Source organism: Streptomyces sp. NPDC059785 (genome assembly GCF_042732375.1).
Classification (GTDB): domain Bacteria; phylum Actinomycetota; class Actinomycetes; order Streptomycetales; family Streptomycetaceae; genus Streptomyces.
In genome coordinates this window covers 53160-76060 of record NZ_JBHWHV010000035.1, presented here as the reverse complement: position 1 = coordinate 76060, position 22901 = coordinate 53160, and the positions used below count along the sequence as shown (strand labels likewise).

24 protein-coding genes and 1 riboswitch are annotated in these 22901 nt (G+C 71.3%); of the genes, 14 read left to right on the top strand and 10 right to left on the bottom strand.

Annotated features, from left to right (window positions below):
* The first annotated feature begins 98 nt into the window (after positions 1 to 98).
* The 5 genes from ACFV6E_RS25335 (at position 99) to ACFV6E_RS25315 (ending at position 4134) form a co-directional block, all read left to right on the top strand.
* Positions 99 to 602, top strand: a complete 504-nt coding sequence (locus ACFV6E_RS25335) for an ATP-binding protein (protein ID WP_385464822.1) — start codon at positions 99 to 101, stop codon at positions 600 to 602.
* Between the two features lie 287 nt (positions 603 to 889).
* Positions 890 to 1672, top strand: a complete 783-nt coding sequence (locus tag ACFV6E_RS25330) for a polysaccharide deacetylase family protein (RefSeq protein ID WP_385464820.1) — start codon at positions 890 to 892, stop codon at positions 1670 to 1672.
* Positions 1672 to 2853: a YncE family protein gene (locus tag ACFV6E_RS25325; RefSeq protein ID WP_385162991.1), complete on the top strand. Its 1182-nt coding sequence runs from the start codon at positions 1672 to 1674 to the stop codon at positions 2851 to 2853. The genes ACFV6E_RS25330 and ACFV6E_RS25325 overlap by 1 nt, the downstream gene beginning before the upstream one ends.
* 65 nt (positions 2854 to 2918) lie before the next feature.
* Positions 2919 to 3866, top strand: a complete 948-nt coding sequence (locus ACFV6E_RS25320) for a MerR family transcriptional regulator (protein WP_385162989.1) — start codon at positions 2919 to 2921, stop codon at positions 3864 to 3866.
* Positions 3867 to 3921: 55 nt separating this feature from the next.
* Positions 3922 to 4134 carry an EF-hand domain-containing protein gene (locus ACFV6E_RS25315; RefSeq protein ID WP_385162987.1) on the top strand — a complete coding sequence of 71 codons (213 nt, stop codon included), beginning with the start codon at positions 3922 to 3924 and terminating at the stop codon, positions 4132 to 4134.
* A gap of 60 nt (positions 4135 to 4194) precedes the next feature.
* Here the strand turns inward: ACFV6E_RS25315 and ACFV6E_RS25310 are convergent, their stop codons facing one another.
* Positions 4195 to 5937, bottom strand: coding sequence for a 2-isopropylmalate synthase (locus ACFV6E_RS25310; RefSeq protein ID WP_385464817.1), 1743 nt, complete (start codon positions 5935 to 5937; stop codon positions 4195 to 4197).
* A gap of 288 nt (positions 5938 to 6225) precedes the next feature.
* On the opposite strand from ACFV6E_RS25310, the gene ACFV6E_RS25305 reads away from it, so the two are divergent.
* Both ACFV6E_RS25305 and ACFV6E_RS25300 read left to right on the top strand, forming a co-directional pair.
* A complete protein-coding gene (locus ACFV6E_RS25305) occupies positions 6226 to 6915 on the top strand; it encodes a FadR/GntR family transcriptional regulator (protein WP_385464814.1) in 690 nt (229 codons plus the stop codon).
* A gap of 325 nt (positions 6916 to 7240) precedes the next feature.
* Positions 7241 to 7903, top strand: coding sequence for an NADPH-dependent F420 reductase (locus tag ACFV6E_RS25300; protein WP_385162981.1), 663 nt, complete (start codon positions 7241 to 7243; stop codon positions 7901 to 7903).
* Positions 7904 to 7957: 54 nt separating this feature from the next.
* Here the strand turns inward: ACFV6E_RS25300 and ACFV6E_RS25295 are convergent, their stop codons facing one another.
* Positions 7958 to 8512: a glycoside hydrolase family 25 protein gene (locus ACFV6E_RS25295; RefSeq protein WP_385162979.1), complete on the bottom strand. Its 555-nt coding sequence runs from the start codon at positions 8510 to 8512 to the stop codon at positions 7958 to 7960.
* 567 nt (positions 8513 to 9079) lie between these two features.
* Here ACFV6E_RS25295 and ACFV6E_RS25290 point away from each other — a divergent pair.
* The gene (locus tag ACFV6E_RS25290) at positions 9080 to 9391 is read left to right on the top strand and encodes a hypothetical protein (protein ID WP_385464811.1); all 312 of its coding nucleotides are present in this window, start codon (positions 9080 to 9082) and stop codon (positions 9389 to 9391) included.
* 17 nt (positions 9392 to 9408) lie between these two features.
* The gene (locus ACFV6E_RS25285) at positions 9409 to 9855 is read left to right on the top strand and encodes an AIPR family protein (protein WP_385464845.1); all 447 of its coding nucleotides are present in this window, start codon (positions 9409 to 9411) and stop codon (positions 9853 to 9855) included.
* Here ACFV6E_RS25285 and ACFV6E_RS25280 read toward each other — a convergent pair.
* From ACFV6E_RS25280 to gcvT, 8 genes are all read right to left on the bottom strand, one after another.
* Positions 9750 to 10265, bottom strand: coding sequence for a type I restriction endonuclease (locus ACFV6E_RS25280; protein ID WP_385464808.1), 516 nt, complete (start codon positions 10263 to 10265; stop codon positions 9750 to 9752). The genes ACFV6E_RS25285 and ACFV6E_RS25280 overlap by 106 nt on opposite strands.
* Before the next feature lie 594 nt (positions 10266 to 10859).
* Positions 10860 to 10985 carry a hypothetical protein gene (locus ACFV6E_RS25275; RefSeq protein WP_385464806.1) on the bottom strand — a complete coding sequence of 42 codons (126 nt, stop codon included), beginning with the start codon at positions 10983 to 10985 and terminating at the stop codon, positions 10860 to 10862.
* 221 nt (positions 10986 to 11206) lie between these two features.
* A complete protein-coding gene (locus tag ACFV6E_RS25270; protein WP_385464803.1) occupies positions 11207 to 11578 on the bottom strand; it encodes a hypothetical protein in 372 nt (123 codons plus the stop codon).
* Positions 11575 to 11838: a hypothetical protein gene (locus ACFV6E_RS25265; protein WP_385162957.1), complete on the bottom strand. Its 264-nt coding sequence runs from the start codon at positions 11836 to 11838 to the stop codon at positions 11575 to 11577. Before ACFV6E_RS25265 ends, ACFV6E_RS25270 begins: the two co-directional genes overlap by 4 nt.
* 199 nt (positions 11839 to 12037) lie before the next feature.
* Positions 12038 to 13405: an L-serine ammonia-lyase gene (locus tag ACFV6E_RS25260; protein WP_385464800.1), complete on the bottom strand. Its 1368-nt coding sequence runs from the start codon at positions 13403 to 13405 to the stop codon at positions 12038 to 12040.
* A gap of 207 nt (positions 13406 to 13612) precedes the next feature.
* Entirely contained in the window at positions 13613 to 14875 is a 1263-nt protein-coding gene (glyA, locus tag ACFV6E_RS25255) for a serine hydroxymethyltransferase (RefSeq protein ID WP_385464797.1), read from the bottom strand.
* A 13-nt stretch (positions 14876 to 14888) separates the two neighbouring features.
* Positions 14889 to 15266, bottom strand: coding sequence for a glycine cleavage system protein GcvH (gene gcvH / locus ACFV6E_RS25250; protein ID WP_385162951.1), 378 nt, complete (start codon positions 15264 to 15266; stop codon positions 14889 to 14891).
* A gap of 101 nt (positions 15267 to 15367) precedes the next feature.
* The gene (gcvT, locus tag ACFV6E_RS25245) at positions 15368 to 16498 is read right to left on the bottom strand and encodes a glycine cleavage system aminomethyltransferase GcvT (RefSeq protein WP_385464794.1); all 1131 of its coding nucleotides are present in this window, start codon (positions 16496 to 16498) and stop codon (positions 15368 to 15370) included.
* A 164-nt stretch (positions 16499 to 16662) separates the two neighbouring features.
* Positions 16663 to 16762: riboswitch (glycine riboswitch) on the bottom strand.
* A gap of 190 nt (positions 16763 to 16952) precedes the next feature.
* Here gcvT and ACFV6E_RS25240 point away from each other — a divergent pair.
* The 5 genes from ACFV6E_RS25240 to ACFV6E_RS25220 all read left to right on the top strand — a co-directional run bounded on the left by ACFV6E_RS25240 (position 16953) and on the right by ACFV6E_RS25220 (position 22785).
* On the top strand, positions 16953 to 17627 hold the full coding sequence (locus ACFV6E_RS25240; protein ID WP_385163019.1) for an AAA family ATPase: 675 nt from the start codon (positions 16953 to 16955) through the stop codon (positions 17625 to 17627).
* A gap of 119 nt (positions 17628 to 17746) precedes the next feature.
* The gene (locus tag ACFV6E_RS25235) at positions 17747 to 18520 is read left to right on the top strand and encodes an enhanced serine sensitivity protein SseB (protein ID WP_385162947.1); all 774 of its coding nucleotides are present in this window, start codon (positions 17747 to 17749) and stop codon (positions 18518 to 18520) included.
* Between the two features lie 204 nt (positions 18521 to 18724).
* Positions 18725 to 19522 carry an enhanced serine sensitivity protein SseB C-terminal domain-containing protein gene (locus tag ACFV6E_RS25230; RefSeq protein ID WP_385162945.1) on the top strand — a complete coding sequence of 266 codons (798 nt, stop codon included), beginning with the start codon at positions 18725 to 18727 and terminating at the stop codon, positions 19520 to 19522.
* Between the two features lie 394 nt (positions 19523 to 19916).
* Positions 19917 to 20924, top strand: coding sequence for an ABC transporter permease (locus tag ACFV6E_RS25225; RefSeq protein WP_385464791.1), 1008 nt, complete (start codon positions 19917 to 19919; stop codon positions 20922 to 20924).
* 70 nt (positions 20925 to 20994) lie between these two features.
* Entirely contained in the window at positions 20995 to 22785 is a 1791-nt protein-coding gene (locus tag ACFV6E_RS25220) for an ABC transporter substrate-binding protein (RefSeq protein ID WP_385162941.1), read from the top strand.
* Positions 22786 to 22901 lie beyond the last annotated feature (116 nt).

Below are 22901 nucleotides of genomic sequence, written 5' to 3'. Positions count from 1 at the left end.
TGGCATATGCCGAGCAAATACTGCGGAATGGGTGCTTCAAGGGGGTGCATTCCTGTGGAACCGCCCCGTAGGGAGCGCAGGACGGCCATGATGGGGGCATGGCGGGGCTGGAGGGTATCGAACAGCCGCGGCGGCACGGAAGTGCGACCGCGGCGCGCTGGTCGCCTGCGGCCGAGGACGAACAGGCGCTGAAGGCGCTGGAACTGTTCGGCAATCCGACGGAAGGTGAGGTTTCCCTTCCGTCCCGCCCGGAGTCCGCGGCCACCGCGCGCCGGCTCACCCAGGTGGTGGTGCTGCGCCAGTGGGGACTCTCGCCCAGACTGACCGAGGACGCGGTGCTCCTCGTCTCCGAACTCGTCGGCAACGCGGTACGGCACACCGGCGCCCGGGTCTTCGGACTCCGGATGCGCCGTCGCCGCGGCTGGATCCGCATCGAGGTCCGTGACCCCTCCCGCGGCCTGCCCTGTCTGATGCCGGTCCAGGAGATGGACCTGAGCGGCCGCGGCCTGTTCCTCGTCGACAAGCTCTCCGGCCGCTGGGGCGTCGACCTGCTGCCGCGCGGCAAGACGACCTGGTTCGAGATGCGCGTCTCGGACCACTAGGACGCCGGGCGCTAGGACGCCGGGCGCTAGGACCCCGGGCTCTAGGACCCCGGGCTCTAGGACCCCGGGCTCTAGGACCCCGGGCTCCAGGACCCCGGGCTCAGCTACGGAAGTCCGACCCCGGATGCCAGGGGCGCCGAAGTCCGCCCCACCGCCCACCGCCCACGGCCCCGGCCACCCGCGGCCGTCCCCCGTCGCCCACGCCGGCCGCCGAGCCCCGCGACCCGCCCCGCCCGCCGAACAGGTCAATCGGCACCTTTCCCCTCGTACCGCCCTTAAATGGTGCGGTGACCACGACCGACCGCCGTTCGGCGCTGCGCGCGGGCGCCGGGCTCGCCGCGGCCGGCGCCCTGTCCGCCGCCTGCTCAGCGACGGGCGCCGACGCGCACCGCGTACCACCGGCGGTCCGCACGCCGGGCCCGCCCCGGGCGCCCGCCGCCCACGCCGTGCGGCGGGCGCCGGCGCTGCGGCGGTTCCCCGGGCAGCCCGTACAGATCGAGCACGGTCCGCGCACCCGGCCGCGGGTCGCCCTCACCTTCCACGGCCAGGGCGATCCCGCCGTGGCCCGCGCCCTGCTCGGCGAGGCCGAACGGGCCGGCGCCCGGGTCACCGTGCTCGCCGTCGGCACCTGGCTCGACGAGCACCCGGAGCCGGCCCGCCGGATCCTGGACGGCGGCCACGACCTCGGCAACCACGCCCTAGCCGTGAACACCCTGTCCGAGGCGGACGCGGACGCCGAGATCCGCGGCTGCGCGGACCGGCTGCGCCGGCTCACCGGCTCCATCGGCACCTGGTTCCGCCCCTCGCGCGCCCCGCGCGCCACCCCGCTGGTCGAGCGGCTGGCCCGCCGCGCCGGCTACCCGCACGTCCTGTCGTACGACGTCGACCCGCTCGACTTCACCTCGCCGGGCGCCGCCGTGCGCCGCGGGATCGGCGCCGCGGCCGGGCCCGGCTCGGTGGTGAGCCTGCACTTCGGGTACGCGGACACGGTCGCCGCGCTCCCCGCCGTCCTGGACGACCTCGACCGCCGCGGGCTGCGCGCGGTGACCACCACGGAGCTGCTGAGCTGATGCACCTGACGCACGGGAACGTCATCAAGCGCGCGCTGGCCGCGGGCGCCGCCCTGACCGCGCTGGCCGGCTGCGCGGGCGCCGAAGGGAGACACGCCGACGAGGCCCTGGGCAGCAGGGCCGCCGCCCAGCCGCGCGAGCGGCGGCCCGACGTGCTGCCCGGCATGCCGCCCCCGCTGGACCCGAAGGACGTCTACGCCGCCGACCGGCCCGGCAGGCTCTCCCCGGTGGTCAGGGACATGCCCTCCCGGGTCTACGTCCCCAACACCAACTCGGACACGGTCACCGTCATCGACCCGGCCACGTACAACGTCGTCGGGACGATCGAGGTCGGCGACCAGCCGCAGCACGTCGTCCCGTCCTGGGACCTGAAGACGCTGTGGGTCAACAACGACCGCGGCAACACGCTCACGCCCATCGACCCGAGGACCGGCGAGGCGGGCCGGACCGTCGACGTGCACGACCCCTACAACCTGTACTTCACGCCCGACGGCGAGCACGCGGTCGTGATGGCCTCCCTCGACCGGCAGCTCGTCTTCCGGGACGCGCACACCATGAAGAAGGTCAAGGCCGTACCGGTGAGCTGCTACGGCGTCAACCACGCCGACTTCTCCGCCGACGGCCGCTACTTCATCGTCTCCTGCGAGTTCAGCGGCGAACTGCTGAAGGTCGACACCGCGCGGATGGAGGTCGTCGCGCAGCGGAAACTGCCGTTCAACGGCGCCATGCCGCAGGACGTGAAGATCTCCCCGGACGGCAGGACGTTCTACATCGCCGACATGGCGGCCGACGGCATGTGGGTGCTGGACGGGGACAGGTTCACCGAACCCGCGCTGATGCCCACCGGCAAGGGCGCCCACGGGCTGTACGTCAGCCGGGACTCGCGCGAGATGTACATCTCCAACCGGGGCGAGGGCACCGTCTCCGTCTTCGGCTTCCCGCAGGACCGGCTGACGAAGAAGTGGCGGCTGCCGGGCGGCGGCAGCCCCGACATGGGCGGCGTCTCGGCCGACGGCAAGGTCCTCTGGCTCTCCGGGCGCTACGACTCCGAGGTGTACGCCATCGACACCCGCACCGGCCGCGAGCTGGCCCGGATCAAGGTGGGCAGCGGCCCGCACGGCCTCGCGGTGTACCCCCAGCCGGGCCGCTACTCACTGGGACACACGGGCATCTTCCGCTGACCGCACGGCCGGGTCTCACGACTCTGCTTGAGTCTCCACCCGCTGGAAGGCCCAGACTTCCGGACATGCCGCACCGCCCCGGGGGAGATCCCCCAGACCTCCCGTACGACGGCACCGGACTGCTCACCATCGGCGAGCTGGCCCGGGCCACCGGACTGACCGTGCGGACCATCCGCTACTGGTCGGACGAGGGCGCCCTGCCCCCGGTGACCCGGTCCGCGGGCGGCTACCGCCTGTACGACGCGGCGTCCGTGGCCCGCCTCGAACTGATCCGCACCCTGCGCGAACTGGGCCTCGGCCTCGCCGCGGTACGCCGCGTCCTGGCGGGCGAGACCACGATCGCGCAGGTGGCGGCCGCGCACGTGGCGGCGCTCGACGCGCAGATCCGCTCGCTGAAGGTGACCCGCGCGGTGCTGTCGACCGTGGCGCGACGCGGCTCGACCGCAAAGGAGACGACACTGATGAACAAGCTGGCGCGGCTCTCCGCCGCCGAACGGGCCCGCATCGTCCAGGAGTTCGTGGACGAGACGTTCCAGGGGCTCGACACCGCCGACCCCATGATCCGCGAGCGGATGCGGAACACGGCCGTGGACCTGCCGGAGGACCCCACGCCCGAGCAGGTGGACGCCTGGGTGGAGCTGGCCGAACTGCTCCAGGACCCGGAGTTCCGGGCGCAGATGCGGGCCGCCGCCGAGTTCAACGCGGCCGACCGGGGCCCGGAGACACCCGAGGGGGCGTCCCTGTGGTTCGCGCGCCGTCTCGTCCGGCTCGGCGCGGACGCGCGGGCCCGGGGCATCGACCCCGGCTCGCCGGAGGCGGAGGGCGTGCTGCGCGAGCTGATCGGGGACGCGGACCCGGCGGTGGTCCTGGAGCGGATGCGGACGCACACCACCGACCGGATCGCCCGGTACCGGGAACTGCTGGCCGTGGTGAAGGGCACCGGGCCCGAGGCCGCGTTCAGGGAGGAGTTCGCATGGGTGGTCGCCGCACTGGAGGCGAGGGCGGGCGGTTAATCTGACCTGCGTCAGTACGCCGGCAGGCGGCACAGCACGGATGAGGGGCGGATCGGTGGCGGACATCGACGAAGCACGCACGCAGTTCCAGCGGATCGACACGGACGGGGACGGGTTCATCACCCCGGCCGAGTTCAAGACCGCGCTCGCCCAGGGCGGGGACTGGAACGTCACCGAGTCGGTGGCGGAGGCCCTGATCGCCTCCCGCGACCTCAACGGGGACAAGCTCCTCTCGTTCGACGAGTTCTGGGCCCACCTGAACAAGTAGGCCCCGCGCGAAGGGTGCCCTCCGTACCGGGTACGGAGGGCACCCTTCGTCCGCTCACGGTCAGGCCGTCGTCGTCGCCCGGTTCACCGCCGCGAGCACCGCCTGCACGGAAGCCGCCGCGGCCGAGGCGTCCCGGCCCGCGCCCCAGCGGGTGACCCCGCCGACCCGGCACTCCGCGTACGCGACCGCCGTGCCGTCCGGCCCGGACGCGGGCCCGCCGTGCAGCTCCAGGATCTCGACGGGCACACCGGCTCCGGCGAGCGCGTCGGCGAAGGCGGCGACGAGCCCGTCACCGGTGCCCTCGTGGTCCCCGGTGCGGTCGCCGGCCCGCAGGGTGCAGACGAACCGGTGCGCGCCGGTGGCCGGGTCGCGCTCGCTGGTCCAGGCGTGCAGGACCACGTCGTCCCCCGGCTCCAGATAGGCCGTGCGGAACAGCTCGTACAGCTCCTTCGGCGTCGCCTCCCGGCCGCTGTCGTCCGTGGCGTCCTGCACCCGCCGGGCGAAGTCGGGCCGCATCCGCTGCGGCAGGTCGAGGCCGTGGTTCGTGCGCAGCAGATGGGCCACACCGCCCTTGCCGGACTGGGAGTTGACGCGGATGACGGCCTCGTACGAGCGGCCCAGGTCGGCCGGGTCGACGGGCAGGTAGGGCACGCTCCAGGGCGCCTCGGAGGAAGGCACGCCCAGCTCGGCCGCCGTGCGCGCGTGGTGGTCGAACCCCTTGCTGATGGCGTCCTGGTGGGTGCCGGAGAACGCGGTGAAGACGAGGTCGCCGCCGTACGGGTGGCGGGGGTGCACCGGCATCCGGTTGCACCGCTCGACCGTCTCGCGCACCGTGTCGATGTCCGAGAAGTCCACCATGGGGTCGACGCCCTGGGCGTAGAGGTTCAGGGCGAGCGTGACCAGGTCGACGTTGCCGGTCCGCTCGCCGTTGCCGAACAGACAGCCCTCCACACGCTGGGCGCCCGCCAGGACGGCGAGTTCGGCACAGGCGACGCCCGTGCCGCGGTCGTTGTGCGGGTGGACGGAGAGGATCACGCTGTCGCGGCGGCCCAGGTTGCGGTGCATGTACTCGATCTGGTCGGCGTACACGTTCGGGGTCGCGATCTCCACCGTGGCCGGCAGATTGTGCGTGACCGGCCGGTCGTGGCTCGCGTCCCACAGCTCGGTCAGCCCGTCGCACAGTTCGAGCACGTAGTCCGGCTCGGTCAGATTGAAGGTCTCGGGCGCGAACTGGAAGCGGATGTAGGACGACGCCACGGCGTCGGCCCGCCGGGCCATGTGTCCCGCCGCGTCCCGTACGGTCCGCCACACCTCCCCGCGGTCCCGGCCGAGCACGACGTCCCGCCACACCGGCGAGGTCGGGATGTACAGGTGGACGACCGCCCGCTCCAGGCCCTCGATCGAGTCGAAGGTGCGGTCGATGAGGTCCCGGCGCGCCGGGGTGAAGACGACGGGGGTGACGTCGTCCGGTACGGCGCCGCTCGTGACCAGGTGGCGCACGAAGTCGAAGTCGGTGCGGCTCGCGGACGGGTAGCCGACCTCGATCTCCTTGAAGCCGGTGCGCACCAGCAGGTCGAAGAAGCGGCGCTTGCGGTCGGTGTCCATCGGCTCGGCGAGTGCCTGGTTGCCGTCGCGCAGATCGACCGGGACCCACAGCGGGGCCCGCTCGATGCGGGCGGCGGGCCAGCTCCGGTCGCGGGCCGGCACGTCGACCCGGTCCTGGAAGGGGCGGTAGCGGTGGTGGGGCATGGGGCCCGGACGCTGCGGATTCCAGCGGGGCGGGGTGTACGAGGAGGCGTTCATGGTCGCTGTGTGGCCTTCGGCTCGGTCGGAGACCGGCAGCACGGCATCCCGCGGCGGGGTGCCGGTCGCGTCAGGCCCCGCCGCGGCAGCCGAGAAGAAGGAGACCGCGGAACGTCATGGCCGTACCCTAGCCACAGGTCAGCTCCTCAGACAAGTACTCCTCAGACGAGTAACGCCACGACCGCACGCTCCGGGGGATACTCCTCGTACACGTACACGTACACGTACACGTACACGTACACGTACACGTACACGTACTCCACCGACGAGTAAGCAGGTGAACCGCGGATGCCGCTCGATGCCGTCCGTCCCAGCCCCCTGGTCGAGCAGGCCGCGGAGCGGCTGCGCGCCCAGATCACCGGCGGACACTGGCCCGTCGGCACCAAGCTGCCGGGGGAGACCACCCTCGCCGCCGAACTGGGCGTGGGCCGCTCCACCGTCCGCGAGGCGCTGCGTGTGCTCGCCGGGGCGGGTCTGGTGCGGGCCCGGCAGGGCGCGGGCGTCTTCGTCATCGCCGTTGAGCCCGTCGAGGACTGGCCCACCCGGCTGCGCCGGGCCGCGGTGACGGACGTCTACGAGGTGCGGATCCTGGTCGAGGTGCAGGCGGCGCGGCTTGCGGCCGAGCGGCGCACCGAGCAGGACGTCGTCGCCCTGGAGGCCGCCCTCGCCGGCCGCCGGGCCGCCGCCGCGGCGGACGACGCCGCCTTCGTCGACGCCGACATCGCCCTGCACGCGGCCGTGGTCGCCGCCGCCCGCAACCCCGTGCTCACCGACCTGTTCGGCGAGTTCGCGCCCGCCCTGCGCGAAGGGCTGACCGAGATGCTGGACCTCTCCGGGGTGCGGGAGAAGGACCCGAACACCGGGGACGGCACCCACGCGGCGCTGGTGCGGGCCGTGGCCGAGGGGGACGCGGAGGCCGCGAGCACGGTGCTGCGCGAGGAGCTGGAGGCGACGCTGGCGCTGCTGCGGCGGACCTAGCCGCCTCTTCCACGGGCCTGCGGCCGGTGCCCGGTGGCCTGCGGCCTGCGGCCTGCGGCCTGCGGCCTGCGGCCTGCGGCCTGCGGCCTGCGGCCTGCGGCCTGCGGCCGGTTCCCGGTGGCCTGCGGCCGGTGGCCGGTGCCCGGTGGCCGGTGGCCGGTGGCCGGTGCCCGGTGCCCGGTGGCCTGTGCCCGGTGGCCTGTGGCCTGCGGCCGGTGCCCGGTGGCCGGAATCCGATCTCTGTCACCCGGCTGCCGGTACGTCCGGAACAGCCCGTCCCGCCGGGCGGTTGGTGGTGTGCGACACCGACCCGGAAGGACACGGCATGAAGATCGGCATCATCGGAGCGGGCAACATCGGCGGCAACCTCACCCGCGGGCTCACCGCCCTCGGCCACGAGGTCTCCGTCGCCAACTCGCGCGGTCCGCACACCCTCACCGAACTGGCCGAGGAGACCGGCGCGACGCCCGTGCCCGCCGAGCAGGCGGCGCGCGGCGCCGAGGTCGTCATCGTCACCATCCCCCTGAAGCGGGTGCCGGACCTGCCGTCCGGGGTGCTCGACGGGGCGGCCGAGGGCGTCGCGGTGATCGACACGAACAACTACTACCCGCAGCAGCGCGACGGCCGGATCGCCGCGATCGAGGACGAGGGGTTGACCGAGAGCGCCTGGACGGCCCGGCAGCTCGGGCACACCGTGATCAAGGCGTTCAACGGCACCTACGCCCAGGACATCCTGGACCGCGCGCGTCCGGCCGGCGCCCCCGACCGCATGGCGCTCCCGGTCGCGGGCGACGACGAGGCGGCCAAGCGGGTCGTGCGCGACCTGATCGACCGGCTCGGCTTCGACACCGTGGACTCCGGCGGGCTCGCCGACTCCTGGCGCCAGCAGCCGGGCAGCCCGGTCTACGGACTGCGCGCCGGTGTGGAGGGGGTCACCAAGGCGCTCGCGGAGGCGTCACCGCAGCGCCCGGCCGACTTCCGCGGCTGACCCGGGAGGCCGACGGCACCCGCGGACCGCCGCCCGCCCCGGGCCGGCGGCGGTCTACGGGGTCGACCAGTTCTTCAGCGTGTCCTTGGCGGTGAACCGGGACACGTCCTTGTCCAGCGGGTCGTCGGTGTACTGGTGGAACGTCCACGTCGCCTTGATCCGCGGCTTGCCCGCCGTCACGTAGTCGGCGATCCAGAGCCCGTCGCCCGCGTACGACGTGGTGTCGATGTTGAGCCAGAAGTTGCGGTTGCAGTACAGGACGACCTTGTTGTCCGGCCGGAGCTGCTTGAGCTTCTTGATGAAGCTGTCCTTCTCGGCGTTGGTCGCGTGGGTGCCGTCGCCGGTGGTCTCCCAGTCGACGGCGAGGATGTCGCCGGCCTTCTCGGGGGCCTTGCTCAGGAAGTACTCGGCCTGGGCGGTCAGGTTCCCCGGCCACAGGAAGTGGTAGAAGCCGACGACGCAGCCGGCGTCACGGGCCCGCTTCGTCTGGGCGGCGAGCTTGGGGTTGACGTACGAACGGCCCTCGGTCGCCTTGATGAAGACGAAGGAGAGTCCTTCGGTGGAGTACGAGGAGGACTGGTAGGCACTGATGTCGATGCCGCGCAGCATGGGCGCTCCTGTGCGCTCGGGGACAGTGGAGGACAGAACGGGACAGTGCGTCGAGGGTTGCCAAGTGAACCATCAACTCCTGTGCCCCTTCCCCGAGTTCGCCGAGATCCACCTGAACGGGCATCGCCCGTGCCTGCGCATGTGCCGCGGTGCACGTGCGGACGCCGCGTGCGTCAGCACTCGATGATGTTCACCGCCAGCCCGCCCCGGGCCGTCTCCTTGTACTTCACCGACAAGGGGACGGCTGTACCCCGGCCAGGACGACGCGGTCCGGGCGACGGCTCTGCCCAGGGTGGTGATACGGCTGTGGAACGGGGCGGCCGGCACTCCGCACATCGGTGATGATGAGGAGACCACCTTGCCTCTGCCGCTCGACGATCCATCTGATCTGTCGGCGGGGCGTACCGGAGCTGCTGCTTTCATGCGCGGGGACCGGGTGGGGGTGTACGCGGCGGTGCGTTCCTGACCGCGGTACCGGGCGGGCTGGGGCACCCAAGGCGCGCCGGTGCATGCCGGGGCGCACAATGCCTCACCTCGGTACTCTGAACAGGCTGATGAATAAGGGACGTGGCGGGCTCGACATGGGGCAAGGGCGCGCAGAGCATGCCTCTTGAGGTGCAGCACATCAAGAGGGCGCTGCTGCGGGAGTTCCAGGACCGGATCTCTATGGACGACTTCGAGAAGAAGGACCTCACGGAGCGTGAGACGGCTTTGTTGTCGCGGGCCGTGTCCGCGAAGGCCGCCCGCATCCTCGCCGACTGCACCTCGGACGAGGCGGCGGCGTGGGTGATCGACGGCAGGGACGACTTCGGCATCGACTGCGTCGCGTTCTCGCGGACCGTGTGCACGGTGTCCTGCGGCTGCCCACGTGCAAGGTGAACCTGGTCGTCGCGCTCATGGGGGAAGTTCGGCGGACGCGGCCGGAGTGTGGAGTACCGGGTTCTGGACCAGAGGACTTGCACCGGGCGATCCGGGAGGACCTGGAGCCGCAGCCGATCACTCTCAGGGCGACCATGGACCGGGAGTGGTACAGCCGTGAGACCCCGTACAAGGCGGTGATCGGTGAGGTCGGCGCCGATCAACTGGCGCGCTGGTACGGCGGCCGGAGCGATGACGGAGACCATGACAAGGGGCACGGCGAGCGTCTCTGCGACCGTAACGTCCGCAAGACACTTGGGCTCACCGGGGTCAGCCAGACCATGGCGGAGTCGATGCTGGCGGACCCGGAGGGCTTTCTTCACCGGCACAACGGCATCACGGTGCAGTGTGACAAGATCCGCCTGCTGCGAGAGTCGGGGTCGAGGGTGTTGCGGAACCGGGTCTCGCCGCCGTCGGAGACATAGCGAAAGGGCAGGGGGGTGCGCCAGGCGATCAGGCGCCGCTGCGCCTCGGTGGGATGGTCGGCGTACCGGTCGGCCTGCGCCTCCGCGGCGGTCAGGTCGGCGCCCTCGCGTTTGGCCTCGATCACGCCGACGAGCTTGCGCTCCACGTACAGGGCGTAGTCGGCGCGGCCGGTGGCCGTGGTCGTCTCGCGGACGGCGACGCCGCTGCCGCGCCGGTCGCCTTGTACGTAGAGGTTGAGGCTGCCGCCCGCGTCCTGGACGCTCCAGCCCGCCTCGGCGAGCATCTCGTCCAGGCGGGTGCGGACCTGCGCCTCGGTGAGGGGCTCGCGGGCCGCCTGCTCGGCATTCTCCAGGAGGCGCGCGCTCGGCGACGGCCTCGGACGCGGCGGCGGGGCTGGTGACCTGCTCACGCAGCAGTCGGGCGTCGGCCGCAGACTGGGCCTGCTGGAGCGCCGCGAGCTGATCATGCATGGCGGCGACCTGGCGGGCCAGGTCCTCACGCTCCGCCGCGGCTTCGGCAAGCTCCCGCTCCGCCGCGAGGCGGGCGGTCTGCTCCGCCTGCGCCTGGGACGCCTGGCCCTCGTAGGTGAGGCGGGCCTCCTCCAGAGTGCGCCGGGTCTCCTCCACCTGCGTGCGCAGGGCGGTGTTCTGTGCGGCCGGTGTGCGTGCCGGGTCCGGCGGGACGAAGGTTCGCTGTTCGCGTACGCCGCTGATCAGGCGGTGGTACCAGACGCCGAGCCGATGACAGGTCCGCAGGGCACGGAAGGCGTCGTCCGGGTCGTCGTAGTCGTCGTGGTTGGCCTTGTTGCCCAGGACGCGGACCTCGTGGAAGGCGGGCCCCACGTCGCCGTGCAGGTAGCCCTCCCTGCCCAGGGCGGCCAGGCGTTCGACCTGCTTGCTCCGGTGAACTGGACGCGGCCCCGGCGTACCAGGTCGGAGGCGAGGGCCTCACCGAACTGTCGGGACTTGATCAGCGAGGTGTTCGGGTCGGTGAAGACGTTGGCCTAGGCGCCCGACCCGTAGGCGACGAGCAGCGGCAGATGGTCGTACAGGAAGCCGAAGTTGCGTGAGGTGCGGGCGAGTTCGGCGAGTCTGGGGTCCGGCGTCTGTGCCGCGCCACCTGCGCTCATCAGAGAGGTACCGCTTTTCCTGGTGTGCTGCCGTATGAATGGGGTGCACCGGGCTGTGTGAGTGCCGTGAAGGGATCATCGAGCCTATCGCCGGGGGCCATTCGTGCGCCAGGACTTTCGCCGCCGCCGGTTCCGCAACACCCGGTGGAGGCCGAGGGCCAGAGGCACCGGCGTCGAGCCGGGCGGACGGTGGCGGCCGGCCCCACGGTCGGTGGCCGTGCTCACGGCTTGCCGATGTCCACAGCCCATACTCCCGTCCCGTCGTACGCCTCCGGAGTCGCGGTCAGTACCTGGCCCTCGCCCTGGCCGGCCGCCGACGCGTAGACCGCGTGGGCGTGCCGCCAGTCGACGCCCGCGGCGGTCGCCTGTTCCACGGAGGCGGCCCCCGCGAAGTCGAGGGGCAGGAACTCCAGTCCGGGAAGCGCCCCCGTGTGCGCCACCGCACCAGGAAGCTCCATGCCTGCCGCGAACAGACACAAGGCGGGGACGTGCGCGCGTTGAAGCGGATCGTCGACCTCGACCACAGCCAGGCCGGACAGCAGACGGTGTCCCCTGCACAGGGCGACCACCGCGGTGTGGTCCAGGATGATCACCGGCGCTCTCCCCGGCGGCCCGCGGCGATCTCCGCGCGCCAGGCCTGTGCCTCGCGTACGTCCTCATCGGTCAGCTCTGGCCGCAGGTTCGCGCGGACGTACGCGATCGCCCGAGCCGTCCGCTCGGCCCGTTCAGCCTCGGTGGGAGTCGCCGCGACAACGCTTTCCACATACGCGCGGGTACTGAGTCCGCGCTCTTCGGCCAGAGTGCGAAGACGATCTCTTATGCCTTCGTCGATCTTGATAGTGGTGTCAGCCATGATGCGAGAATACCAATGAATACATCGGTCGGCGGTCCCCTTCAGGGGAGTGCGAAGCGCGCCAAGTGGCACGAGGCGTACCCGTCTCCGGGTAGCGGGCTCTCCACGGACTTGGCCGTTCAGGCGTGGTTTAGCAAGAGCCCATTTCATGGGGACTCGCCAGGGACTCGCAAGTCTGGTCCGGGGAGTTTCCAGGGACCTAACACTCGATGATGTTCACCGCCAGCCCGCCCCGCGCCGTCTCCTTGTACTTCACCGACATGTCCGCGCCGGTGTCCTTCATGGTCTTGATGACCTTGTCGAGGGACACCTTGTGGGAGCCGTCGCCGCGCATCGCCATCCTCGCGGCCGTCACCGCCTTCACCGCCGCCATGCCGTTGCGCTCGATGCACGGGATCTGCACCAGGCCGCCGACCGGATCGCAGGTCAGCCCGAGGTTGTGCTCCATGCCGATCTCGGCGGCGTTCTCCACCTGCTCCGGGCTGCCGCCCAGCACCTCGGCGAGCGCGCCCGCCGCCATCGAGCAGGCGGAGCCGACCTCGCCCTGGCAGCCGACCTCGGCGCCGGAGATGGAGGCGTTCTCCTTGAAGAGCATGCCAATGGCCCCGGCGGCCAGCAGAAAGCGGATGACGCCCCCCTCGTCGGCGCCGGGCACGAAGTTCACGTAGTAGTGCAGCACCGCGGGGATGATGCCGGCCGCGCCGTTGGTCGGGGCGGTGACCACCCGGCCGCCGGCCGCGTTCTCCTCGTTCACGGCCATCGCGTAGAGGGTGATCCACTCCATGGCGTGGGCGAGCGGGTCGCCCTCGGCGCGGAGCTGGCGGGCCGAGACGGCGGCGCGGCGGCGCACCCGAAGACCGCCCGGCAGGATGCCCTCGCGGGACAGGCCGCGCGACACGCAGCCCCGCATCACCCGCCAGATCTCCAGCAGCCCCTCGCGGATCTCCTCCTCGGTGCGCCAGGCGCGCTCGTTCTCCAGCATCAGCGCGGAGATCGACAGGCCCGTCTCCCGGGTCAGCCGCAGCAGCTCGTCACCGGTGCGGAAGGGGTACTTCAGCACCGTGTCGTCCAGTTTGATGCGGTCGGCGCCCACCGCGTCCTCGTCGACCACGAAGCCGCCGCCGACCGAGTAGTACGTCTTGGACAGCAGCTCGGTGCCGTCGGCGCCGTACGCCCACAGGGTCATGCCGTTCGCGTGGTAGGGCAGCGCCTTGCGGCGGTGCAGCACCAGGTCGTCGTCGAAGGAGAAGGCGATCTCGTGCTCGCCGAGCAGCCGCAGCCGGCCGCCGGCGCGGATCGCCTCCACCCGGTCGTCCGCCGTCTCCACCTCCACCGTGCGCGGCGAGGCGCCCTCCAGGCCGAGCAGCACCGCCTTGGGGGTGCCGTGGCCGTGGCCGGTCGCGCCCAGCGAGCCGTACAGCTCGGCGCGGACCGCGGCCGTGGGCTGAAGGAGCCCTTCGCCTCGCAGCCGCCGGGCGAACATGCGGGCCGCGCGCATCGGGCCCACGGTGTGGGAGCTGGAGGGGCCTATGCCGATCGAGAACAGGTCGAAGACCGAGATGGCCACGGTGGACTCCTAAACGTTTCGGCAGACGCCGTTGTCGGCCGACGGATGGTGCGGGGGTGCGGGGGGTGGTGCCTGGGGCGGGCGGACGCAAGGAACGGGGCACCGCGCCGGCTCGGGCATGTGCGCGATGCCCCGTACGTCCGTATGGAGGGTTTCGTACGTCTCAAAGCGTACGAAAACTCTTCCGGCCCGCGAAAATGCCGTGCATCACTTCAGGCCGGGGTACAGCGGGTGCCTGTCCGCGAGTGCGGACACCCGGGCCTTGAGGCTCTCCGCGTCGTACGACGGCTTCAGTGCCTCGGCGATGATGTCGGCGACCTCGGCGAAGTCCTCGGCCCCGAAGCCGCGGGTGGCCAGGGCGGGCGTGCCGATACGGAGCCCGGAGGTGACCATCGGCGGGCGCGGGTCGTTCGGGATCGCGTTGCGGTTGACCGTGATGCCGACCTCGTGGAGGCGGTCCTCGGCCTGCTGTCCGTCCAGCTCGCTGTCGCGCAGGTCGACCAGGACCAGGTGCACGTCCGTGCCGCCGGACAGGACGTCGACGCCGACGGCCTTGACATCGTCGCGGACCAGCCGCTCGGCCAGGATGCGCGCCCCGTCCAGGGTGCGCCGCTGGCGCTCCTTGAAGTCGTCGGAGGCGGCGACCTTGAAGGCGACGGCCTTGGCGGCGACCACGTGCTCCAGCGGACCGCCCTGCTGACCGGGGAAGACCGCGGAGTTGATCTTCTTCGCCAGCTCGGCGGTGGACAGGATCACGCCACCGCGCGGACCGCCCAGCGTCTTGTGGGTGGTCGTGGTGACGACGTGGGCGTGCGGCACCGGGTTGGGGTGCAGGCCCGCGGCGACCAGACCGGCGAAGTGCGCCATGTCGACCATCAGGTACGCGCCGACCTCGTCCGCGATCCGGCGGAAGGCGGCGAAGTCGAGCTGCCGCGGGTACGCGGACCAGCCGGCCACGATCAGCTTGGGCTTCGACTCCTTGGCCAGGCGCTCGACCTCGGCCATGTCGACCTGCCCGGTCTCCTCGTCGACGTGGTACGCGACCACGTTGTAGAGCTTGCCAGAGAAGTTGATCTTCATGCCGTGGGTCAGGTGCCCGCCGTGCGCGAGGTTCAGGCCCATGATCGTGTCGCCCGGCTTGAGCAGCGCGAACATCGCGGCGGCGTTGGCCTGCGCGCCCGAGTGCGGCTGCACGTTGGCGTGCTCGGCGCCGAAGAGCGCCTTGACCCGGTCGATGGCGAGTCGCTCGACCACGTCGACGTGCTCGCAGCCGCCGTAGTAGCGGCGGCCCGGGTAGCCCTCGGCGTACTTGTTGGTCAGGACCGAGCCCTGGGCCTCCATGACCGCGACCGGCGCGAAGTTCTCGGAGGCGATCATCTCCAGGGTGGACTGCTGGCGGTGCAGCTCGGCGTCGACGGCGGCGGCGACGTCCGGGTCCAGCTCGTGCAGGGGCGTGTTGAGAAGTGACATCGGGGGTCGGTCCTTAGCTGCCGGAGAACTCGGTGTACTCGTCCGCGGAGAGCAGATCCGCCGGCTCGTCCGAGACGCGGACCCTGAACAGCCAGCCGCCCTCGAAGGGGGCGGAATTCACCAGCGACGGGTCGTCCACCACGTCCTGGTTGGTCTCCGTGACCTCACCGGTGACCGGCGAGTACAGGTCGCTGACCGACTTGGTCGACTCCAGCTCGCCGCAGGTCTCGCCCGCGGTCACCGTGGCACCGACCTCCGGGAGCTGGACGAACACGACATCGCCGAGCGCGTTGGCCGCGTGCTCCGTGATGCCGACCGTCGACACGCCGTCCTCGGCGCCCGACAGCCACTCGTGCTCCTTGCTGTAACGCAGCTTCTGGGGGTTGCTCATGGCTTGAATTCTCCTGTACGCGGGGGACTGCTGGGGAACGTGCCGGTGTGTACCGGCCCACTGCGAAGAGGCGGCCGTACTGCTCACGGACCGCTTCCGGACTACTTCCGGCGCTTGTAGAACGGCAGCGCCACGACCTCGTACGGCTCGTGGGTGCCCCGGATGTCCACGCCGACGCCCTGCGTGCCGGGGGCGGCGTGCGCGGCGTCGACGTACGCCATCGCGACCGGCCGGCCCAGCGTCGGGGACGGCGCGCCGGAGGTGACCTCGCCGATCACGGTCCCGCCCGCGACCACCTGGTAGCCCGCGCGCGGGACCCGGCGGCCCTCGGCGACGAGGCCGACCAGCACCCGCGGCGGGTTCTCCTGCGCCTTGGCGGCGGCCTCGGCGAGCGCCGCGCGCCCCACGAAGTCGCCGTCCTTGTCGAACTTCACGACCCGGCCGAGACCGGCGTCGAAGGGGGTGAGCGACGTCGTCAGCTCGTGCCCGTACAGCGGCATGCCCGCCTCCAGGCGCAGCGTGTCGCGGCAGGACAGGCCGCAGGGGACGAGCCCGGCCTGCGCGCCCGCCTCGGTCAGCGCCTGCCACAGCCGCTCCGCGTCGGCGGGAGCGGCGAACAGCTCGAAGCCGTCCTCGCCCGTGTAGCCGGTGCGGGCGATCAGCGCGGGCACACCGGCGACGGTGCCGGGCAGGCCCGCGTAGTACTTCAGGCCGTCGAGGTCGGCGTCCGTGAGTGAGGCGAGGATGCCCGGGGACTCGGGACCCTGGACGGCGAGCAGGGCGTAGGCGTCGCGGTCGTCGCGCACCTCGGCGTCGAAGCCCGCGGCGCGCTCGGTCAGCGCGTCCAGGACCACCTGGGCGTTGGAGGCGTTGGCGACGACCATGTAGTGCGGGGCGGCCCCGGCGTCACCGAGCCGGTAGACGATCAGGTCGTCCAGGATGCCGCCGTCCTCGCGGCAGATCATCGTGTAGCGGGCCCGGCCCGCGCCGACCGAGGAGATGTTGCCGACCAGGGCGAAGTCGAGGAGCCTGGCCGCGTCGGGCCCGGTGACGGTGATCTCGCCCATGTGGGAGAGGTCGAAGAGGCCGGCCCGGGAGCGCACCGCGAGGTGCTCGTCGCGCTCGGAGCCGTAGCGCAGCGGCATGTCCCAGCCGGCGAAGTCGGTCATCGTCGCGCCGAGCGAGCGGTGCAGCGCGTCCAGGGCGGTGTGACGGGGGGCGTTACTGCTCATCGGTGGGGCTCCCAAGGCGTGACGGCGAGGTCGTTCCTCCCCATCTGTCATCGGAACCTGAGAGGTTCGTCGTGACTCCCGGGCACCGGCTGACCGGCACTTCCGTGATCATGACTTGCACCTTGGGTGGAGCCGCCGGTCGGCGGCCCGCTTTTCAGATGTGCCTCGCCCGCGCGGTATGTGGGGCCTGAGAGATTCAAGGGAGGGACTTGCTCCTTCGGCGCCCTGAGGACGGTGCCCCGGGGACTCTCCCGCGCGGATTCAAGCGGCCGGTATGCAGTTGGCGGGCACATCATCGCACGCATCCGTGAAACACGTGAGGGGCGGTCCCTGTGTGGCCCGCACAGTGTCCTGTAACGGGCCTGTGGCAGGACACGGACGGAAACAGGAGACCCGCGCATTACCTTCTCTTTACACTCGACGGGGATGGGACTCCGGACCCAAGGGGAGGACGATCACGGTGAACAGGACCACGGCGTACGCGACGGGCCCGGGCCTCGCACTGCCCGAGCAGCCCGGTGTCCCGGCCCGGGAGGCGTGCGCAGCGCTGCCCCGGGCCGTCGTCCGCGATCTGCGCGAGCGCGGCGGCCGCAGCCCGCACGGCCTCTCCTTCGGCGCCGCCGACCTCGTCGTGGTCACCGGTCTGCCGGGCAGCGGCAAGTCGACCCTGATGCGCCGGGCCGTACGCGGCCCGCGCGTCGACTCCCAGGACACCCGCGACCGCTGGGACACCCGGCTCCCGGGCTTCCTGCCGTACGGGGTCTACCGCCCCCTCGTCCGGGTCGCGCACTACGCCGGGCTGCGCCGCGCCCTGCGCTCGGGCACCGGAGTCGTCGTGCACGACTGCGGCACCCAGAGCTGGGTGCGCCGCTGGCTCGCCCGCGAGGCCCGGCGCCGCGGCGGCACCCTGCACCTGCTCCTCCTCGACGTCGCACCCGGCACCGCCCTCGACGGCCAGCGCGAGCGCGGCCGCGGCGTCACGCGCTACGCCTTCCTGCGCCACCGCCGCGCGGCCGGCCGGCTGCTGCGCGCGGTGGAGCGGGGCACCCTGCCGGCGGGCTGCGGCTCGGCGGTCCTGATCGACCGGGACGCGGCCGACGTGCTGCGCCGGATCGACTTCGGCGGCTGAGATCGCGTGCACGGACCCCGGCCGGGCGCCGGTGCCGGGTGGCCGGTGAAGGGCCCCGGTGGCGCCTCACCCGTTAGGGTTTCCAGCCGGAACAGCGGTTCACAGCAGGCGGTAGACAGATGGACATCCCGGCACAGGCGCACCCGCACTCCCATTCGCACGGCGGATGGCCCGGCAACGAACTGGAGGAGGTGCTCTCCGCGTCCCTCGGAGTGCCCTCGGCCGGCGGCCGGATCGTCGAGGTCCTCGGCCGCAGCTTCCTGTGGATACCCCTGCCGAACGGCGGCGGCCCGCACAGCGGCCCGCTCGACCTGCCCACCATGGAGATAGAGGGGCGGCCCTACGTCCCCGTCTTCAGCTCGGAGGAGCAGTTCCGCCACGTCGTCGGCGGCCACATGGGCTGCACCGTCGCCCCCGCCGTCGAGTTCGCGCGCGGACTGCCCCCGCAGGTCGGCATCGCCGTCAACCCCGACGGCGTGGTCGGCGTACCGCTGCCGCCGCCCGCCGTCGCCGAGCTGTGCCGCACCGGGCGGACCCCGCTCGACGGGCCCGCGAGCGGCGGCCGGGTGCGGCTCTTCGAGCCGGACTGGCAGGAGGATCCGGTGGACTTCCTGACCGCCGCCTCCGAGGAGTTCGCCGGGACCGGCGTCGTGCTCACCGCCCGCCGCTGCCTGGCGAGCATCGAGGGCGACGAGCCGGTGATGTTCGTCGGCGTGGAGCTCTCCGACTGGGAGGGCCCCGCCCGTACGCTCCCGCTGGACGCGCTGGGCCGCGCCCTCGGCCGGGTCCCCGTCGACCGGCCGGTGAACCTGGTGCTCCTGGACGTCACCCAGGATCCGGTCGCCGACTGGATGCGCGCCCGGGTGCGCCCCTTCTACCAGCGGGAGTACTGACGGTGCGGGTTCCAGGGCCCGCCGGAACGGCGACACCGCGCACGCCCGTCGGGCCGTGCGTCAAGTCGCTGTCAGGAACGCCGCTTAAGCTGGTTTCATGGCTCGGTCGAGGTGTTGGCGTGATTCCGGTCGGGATGCCGTACACAGCACCTCCGGAGCAATGGGTGAGTACAACGTGACATGTTCGCGAAGGGGCGGTTGAGGGTGAGCGCGTCGGGCACGGCCGCGACCGGGCAGGTCGAGCACATGCTGCGCCAGGTGACCCCGGGGCGTTACGACGCCTACGAGGCACTCCTCCGTGCGCTCGCGACGCCGTCGAACGGCCAGGTCTGGATGCTGCTCTGGCACGGCCAGGCCGGCTCCCCGGACGCCCAGTACGGAAACATGGAGGTCGACGGGTACGGCTACGCGCCCTGTGTGACCTCCGCCCAGGAGCTGTCCGCCAGCGGCTGGAACCGCAGCTACGAGGTGGTCGACGGCCTCGACGTCGCCCGCACCCTCTACCCCGACCACTACGGCCTCTGGCTGAATCCGCACGCCCCCGGCGGCGGCGTCGGCATCCCCTGGCTCGACCTGCGGCGGATCGCCACGGGCCTGGAGCGCCAGCCCGCGGGCCCGCTCAGGCTGTCCGAACCGGGCATCGAGATCCCGCAGTTCTACGCCCTGCTCACGCAGAACGCCCACCGCACCCCCGCCGTGCGCTCGCTGCGCCGCGCCTGGGTGCAGCCCTCGCTCGGGGCGCCCTACCTGGCCATCGGCCTCGACGTCTACGACACCTCGCCGCCGGCCGTCGACTCGGTGCGCGCGATGATGCAGCAGTCCATCGGCGCGGTCCCGGACGGGCTGCCCGTCTCCACCGTCGCGATGTCGGACGCGTACGACCCGGTGGCCCTGTGGATGGGGGCCAGCGCCCGGCCGTTCTACGACCGCGAGGCGCACGCCGCCCCGGCCCAGGCACCCGTCCCCGGCGGATACGGCTACCCTCAGCCACGCCCCTACTGAGCGGGACAGACCGGTGTCCCGGATTCCGCTTCATCGGAACTCGGGTGCGCACCGCGCGTGTTGGTCTGCCTCCGCACCGTGCTGACCAGCGCTTCCGTGAGCGAAAGCGCGGGTTGTCCGCTTTGGTGGTGACAGGGGGCGTTAGTGGTCCTGATGGCCACTCGTGTCCCAACTGCCCCGTGTCCGCCCCCTGTTACCCACCGTCCGCATAACGGAACCCTCCTACCTGCATCACGTTTGCGCATCCATTGGCCGTCAGCTCTGGCAACAGATCGCCGAGGCGTTGAAGACTCCCCGTCCAGGGGCGTTCGCCCCTGTGTACGACGGACTGATCATGCCGCCACAGCGGCACGCGTGGGCCGGCTACCGCCGGTTGAGAGGGGTCCCTGCCACGATGACGGCACCATTGCACGAGCCGACCGCGGAAGCGGCCCCGAGCGCGGCCGAGGAAGCGGCGGTGGTCGGCGCCGACGCCAAGGCGGTACAGGGGCGTTCGCTCGGCCGCATCGCCTGGGAGCGCCTCAAGCGTGACAAGCTCGCCCTCTCGGGCGGTGCCGTCGTGCTCCTGCTCATCGTGATCGCGATCCTCGCTCCCGTGATCGCGAACCTGGTCGGCCAGGACCCGGAGACCCACCACGAGGACCTGATCGACCCGCTGTTCTCGACCCCCACGGGGTCACTCGGCGGCATCAGCGGCGACCACCTCCTCGGCGTCGAGCCGGTCAGCGGCCGTGACATCTTCGCGCGCATCGTCTACGGCGCCCGTGTCTCGCTGCTGGTCGGCTTCCTGTCGGCGCTGGTCGCCGTCGCGCTCGGCACCGTCCTCGGCATCCTGGCCGGCTTCTTCGGCGGCTGGGTCGACGCGGCCATCAGCCGGGTCATGGACGGTCTGCTGGCGTTCCCGCAACTGCTCTTCATCATCGCGCTGGTCTCGGTCATGCCGAACGAGATGCTGGGCCTGACCGGTACGGGCGTGCGCCTGTTCGTGATGATCCTGGTGATCGGCTTCTTCGGCTGGCCGTACGTGGGCCGTGTGGTGCGCGGTCAGACGCTCTCGCTGCGTGAGCGGGAGTACGTGGAGGCCGCGCGCAGCCTGGGTGCCGGGCGGTTCTACATCCTGTTCAAGGAGCTGCTGCCCAACCTCGTCGCCCCGATCATCGTGTACACGACCATGATGATCCCGACCAACATCCTCACCGAGGCGGCGCTCAGCTTCCTCGGCGTGGGCGTCAAGCCGCCGACCGCCTCTTGGGGACAGATGCTGTCGTCGGCGATCGACTACTACGACTCGGACCCCATGTACATGGTGATCCCCGGCGTAGCGATCTTCATCACCGTGCTCTCCTTCAACCTCTTCGGCGACGGCGTACGCGATGCGCTCGACCCGAAGGGTTCCCGCTGAACTGCCGTACCACCTGACGGGCCCGTATCTCTCATCAACGGCGGGCCGAAACCAACACCGGAGGATCCGAGTGACAACCCAAAGCACCACAGGGCGGCGCAAGCAGGCTGCTGCCGCCGCTGCCGTGGTAGCTGCTCTGCTGGCCACGGCGGCGTGCGGCGGCGGTGACAGTGACAGCGACGGCGGTTCCAAGACCGGCGCGGCCGGCTTCGACGCCGCGAACAACAAGGTCGCCCAGGCCTCGCTGGTCAAGAAGGGCGGCGAGCTGAAGTTCGCGGGCGCCCAGGACGCCGACTCGTGGGACACCACGCGCGGCTACTACGGCTTCATGTGGGACTTCTCCCGCTACTACAGCCGTCAGCTGGTCACCACCAAGACCGAGCCGGGCGCCAAGGGTGCCGAGCTCACTCCGGACCTCGCCACCTCCATGGCGAAGATCTCCGACGACGGCAAGACCTACACGTACACCCTGCGTGACGGTGCCACGTGGGAGGACGGCAAGGCGATCACGTCGAAGGACATCAAGTACGGCATCGAGCGCGTCTGGGCGCAGGACGTGCTGTCCGGCGGTCCGGTCTACCTGCGGGACGCCCTCGACCCCAAGGGTGAGTACAAGGGCCCGTACAAGGACACGTCCAAGGACAAGCTGGGTCTGAAGGCGATCGAGACGCCCGACGACAAGACGATCGTCTTCAAGCTCCCGAAGGCCAACTCGGACTTCGAGGCGATGCTCGCGCTGACCTCGGCCTCCCCGGTCCGCCAGGACAAGGACACCAAGTCCAAGTACGGCCTGCACCCGTTCTCCTCCGGCCCGTACAAGTTCGAGTCGTACACGCCGAACAAGAAGCTGGTCCTCGTCCGCAACGAGAACTGGAAGGCGTCCTCGGACCCGATCCGCAAGGCGTACCCGGACAAGGTCTCGCTGACGCTGTTCACCAACGCCAACGACATGGACCAGCGTCTGATCGCCGGCGACTACGACCTGGACATCACCCAGACCGGCATGTCCCCGCAGGGCCGCACCACCGCCCTGAAGGAGCACAAGGCCAACCTGGACAACCCGGTCTCCGGCTTCATCCGGTACGCGGTCTTCCCGCAGACCGTGAAGCCGTTCGACAACGAGCACTGCCGCAAGGCCGTGATCTACGGCGCCGACCACGTGTCGCTGCAGACCGCCCGTGGCGGCCCGGTCGCCGGTGGCGACATCGGCACCAACATGCTGCCGCCGGCCGTCCCCGGCTCCGAGGGCCAGGACTACGACCCGTTCGAGATCGCCACGACGAACAAGAGCGGCAACGTCGAGAAGGCCAAGGAAGAGCTGAAGGCCTGCGGCAAGCCGAACGGCTTCAAGACCACCATCGCGGTCCGCAACAACAAGCCGGTCGAGGTCGCCACCGCCGAGTCCCTCCAGGCCTCGCTGAAGAAGGTCGGCATCGAGGTCGACATCGACCAGTACGACGGCGCCCAGTCCTCCGGCATCATCGGCAGCCCCGCCAACGTGAAGAAGAAGGGCTACGGCATCATCATCATGGGCTGGGGCCCGGACTTCCCGTCCGTCGCCGGCTACGGCCAGCCGCTGTGGGACAGCCAGTACATCCTTGAGAGCGGCAACAACAACTACGCCCAGATCAAGGACAAGTCGATCGACGGCCTCTTCGAGGACTACGCCGCCGAGCTCGACGACGCCAAGAAGGCGGACATCGCCAAGCAGATCAACCACAAGGTCATGGAGGGCGCGTACTACCTGCCCTTCACCTTCGAGAAGTTCCTCAACTGGCGCGGCTCCCGGCTCGCGAACGTCTACACGACCGATGGTTACAGCGGTTACTACGACTTCGTGAACCTGGGCCTGAAGAAGTAACCACAACCGGCGCACCCGCCATACGGCACGAAAGGCAGGTGAAGGCCGGAGCGGCGTGACCCGCGGGCCACCCGGGGGCACCTCCCACGTCCATAAGACAGTGGGGGAGCCCCCGG

Excerpts from the sequence above, each read along its gene's own strand:
- ACFV6E_RS25335 (WP_385464822.1), top strand. The coding sequence starts at position 99 with ATGGCGGGGCTGGAGGGTATCGAACAGCCGCGGCGGCACGGAAGTGCG.
- ACFV6E_RS25325 (WP_385162991.1), top strand. The coding sequence starts at position 1,672 with ATGCACCTGACGCACGGGAACGTCATCAAGCGCGCGCTGGCCGCGGGC.
- ACFV6E_RS25320 (WP_385162989.1), top strand. The coding sequence starts at position 2,919 with ATGCCGCACCGCCCCGGGGGAGATCCCCCAGACCTCCCGTACGACGGC.
- ACFV6E_RS25310 (WP_385464817.1), bottom strand. The coding sequence starts at position 5,937 with ATGAACGCCTCCTCGTACACCCCGCCCCGCTGGAATCCGCAGCGTCCG.
- ACFV6E_RS25305 (WP_385464814.1), top strand. The coding sequence starts at position 6,226 with ATGCCGCTCGATGCCGTCCGTCCCAGCCCCCTGGTCGAGCAGGCCGCG.
- ACFV6E_RS25300 (WP_385162981.1), top strand. The coding sequence starts at position 7,241 with ATGAAGATCGGCATCATCGGAGCGGGCAACATCGGCGGCAACCTCACC.
- ACFV6E_RS25295 (WP_385162979.1), bottom strand. The coding sequence starts at position 8,512 with ATGCTGCGCGGCATCGACATCAGTGCCTACCAGTCCTCCTCGTACTCC.
- ACFV6E_RS25285 (WP_385464845.1), top strand. The coding sequence starts at position 9,409 with ATGGGGGAAGTTCGGCGGACGCGGCCGGAGTGTGGAGTACCGGGTTCT.
- ACFV6E_RS25275 (WP_385464806.1), bottom strand. The coding sequence starts at position 10,985 with ATGAGCGCAGGTGGCGCGGCACAGACGCCGGACCCCAGACTCGCCGAA.
- ACFV6E_RS25265 (WP_385162957.1), bottom strand. The coding sequence starts at position 11,838 with ATGGCTGACACCACTATCAAGATCGACGAAGGCATAAGAGATCGTCTT.
- glyA (WP_385464797.1), bottom strand. The coding sequence starts at position 14,875 with ATGTCACTTCTCAACACGCCCCTGCACGAGCTGGACCCGGACGTCGCC.
- gcvH (WP_385162951.1), bottom strand. The coding sequence starts at position 15,266 with ATGAGCAACCCCCAGAAGCTGCGTTACAGCAAGGAGCACGAGTGGCTG.
- gcvT (WP_385464794.1), bottom strand. The coding sequence starts at position 16,498 with ATGAGCAGTAACGCCCCCCGTCACACCGCCCTGGACGCGCTGCACCGC.
- ACFV6E_RS25235 (WP_385162947.1), top strand. The coding sequence starts at position 17,747 with ATGGACATCCCGGCACAGGCGCACCCGCACTCCCATTCGCACGGCGGA.
- ACFV6E_RS25225 (WP_385464791.1), top strand. The coding sequence starts at position 19,917 with ATGACGGCACCATTGCACGAGCCGACCGCGGAAGCGGCCCCGAGCGCG.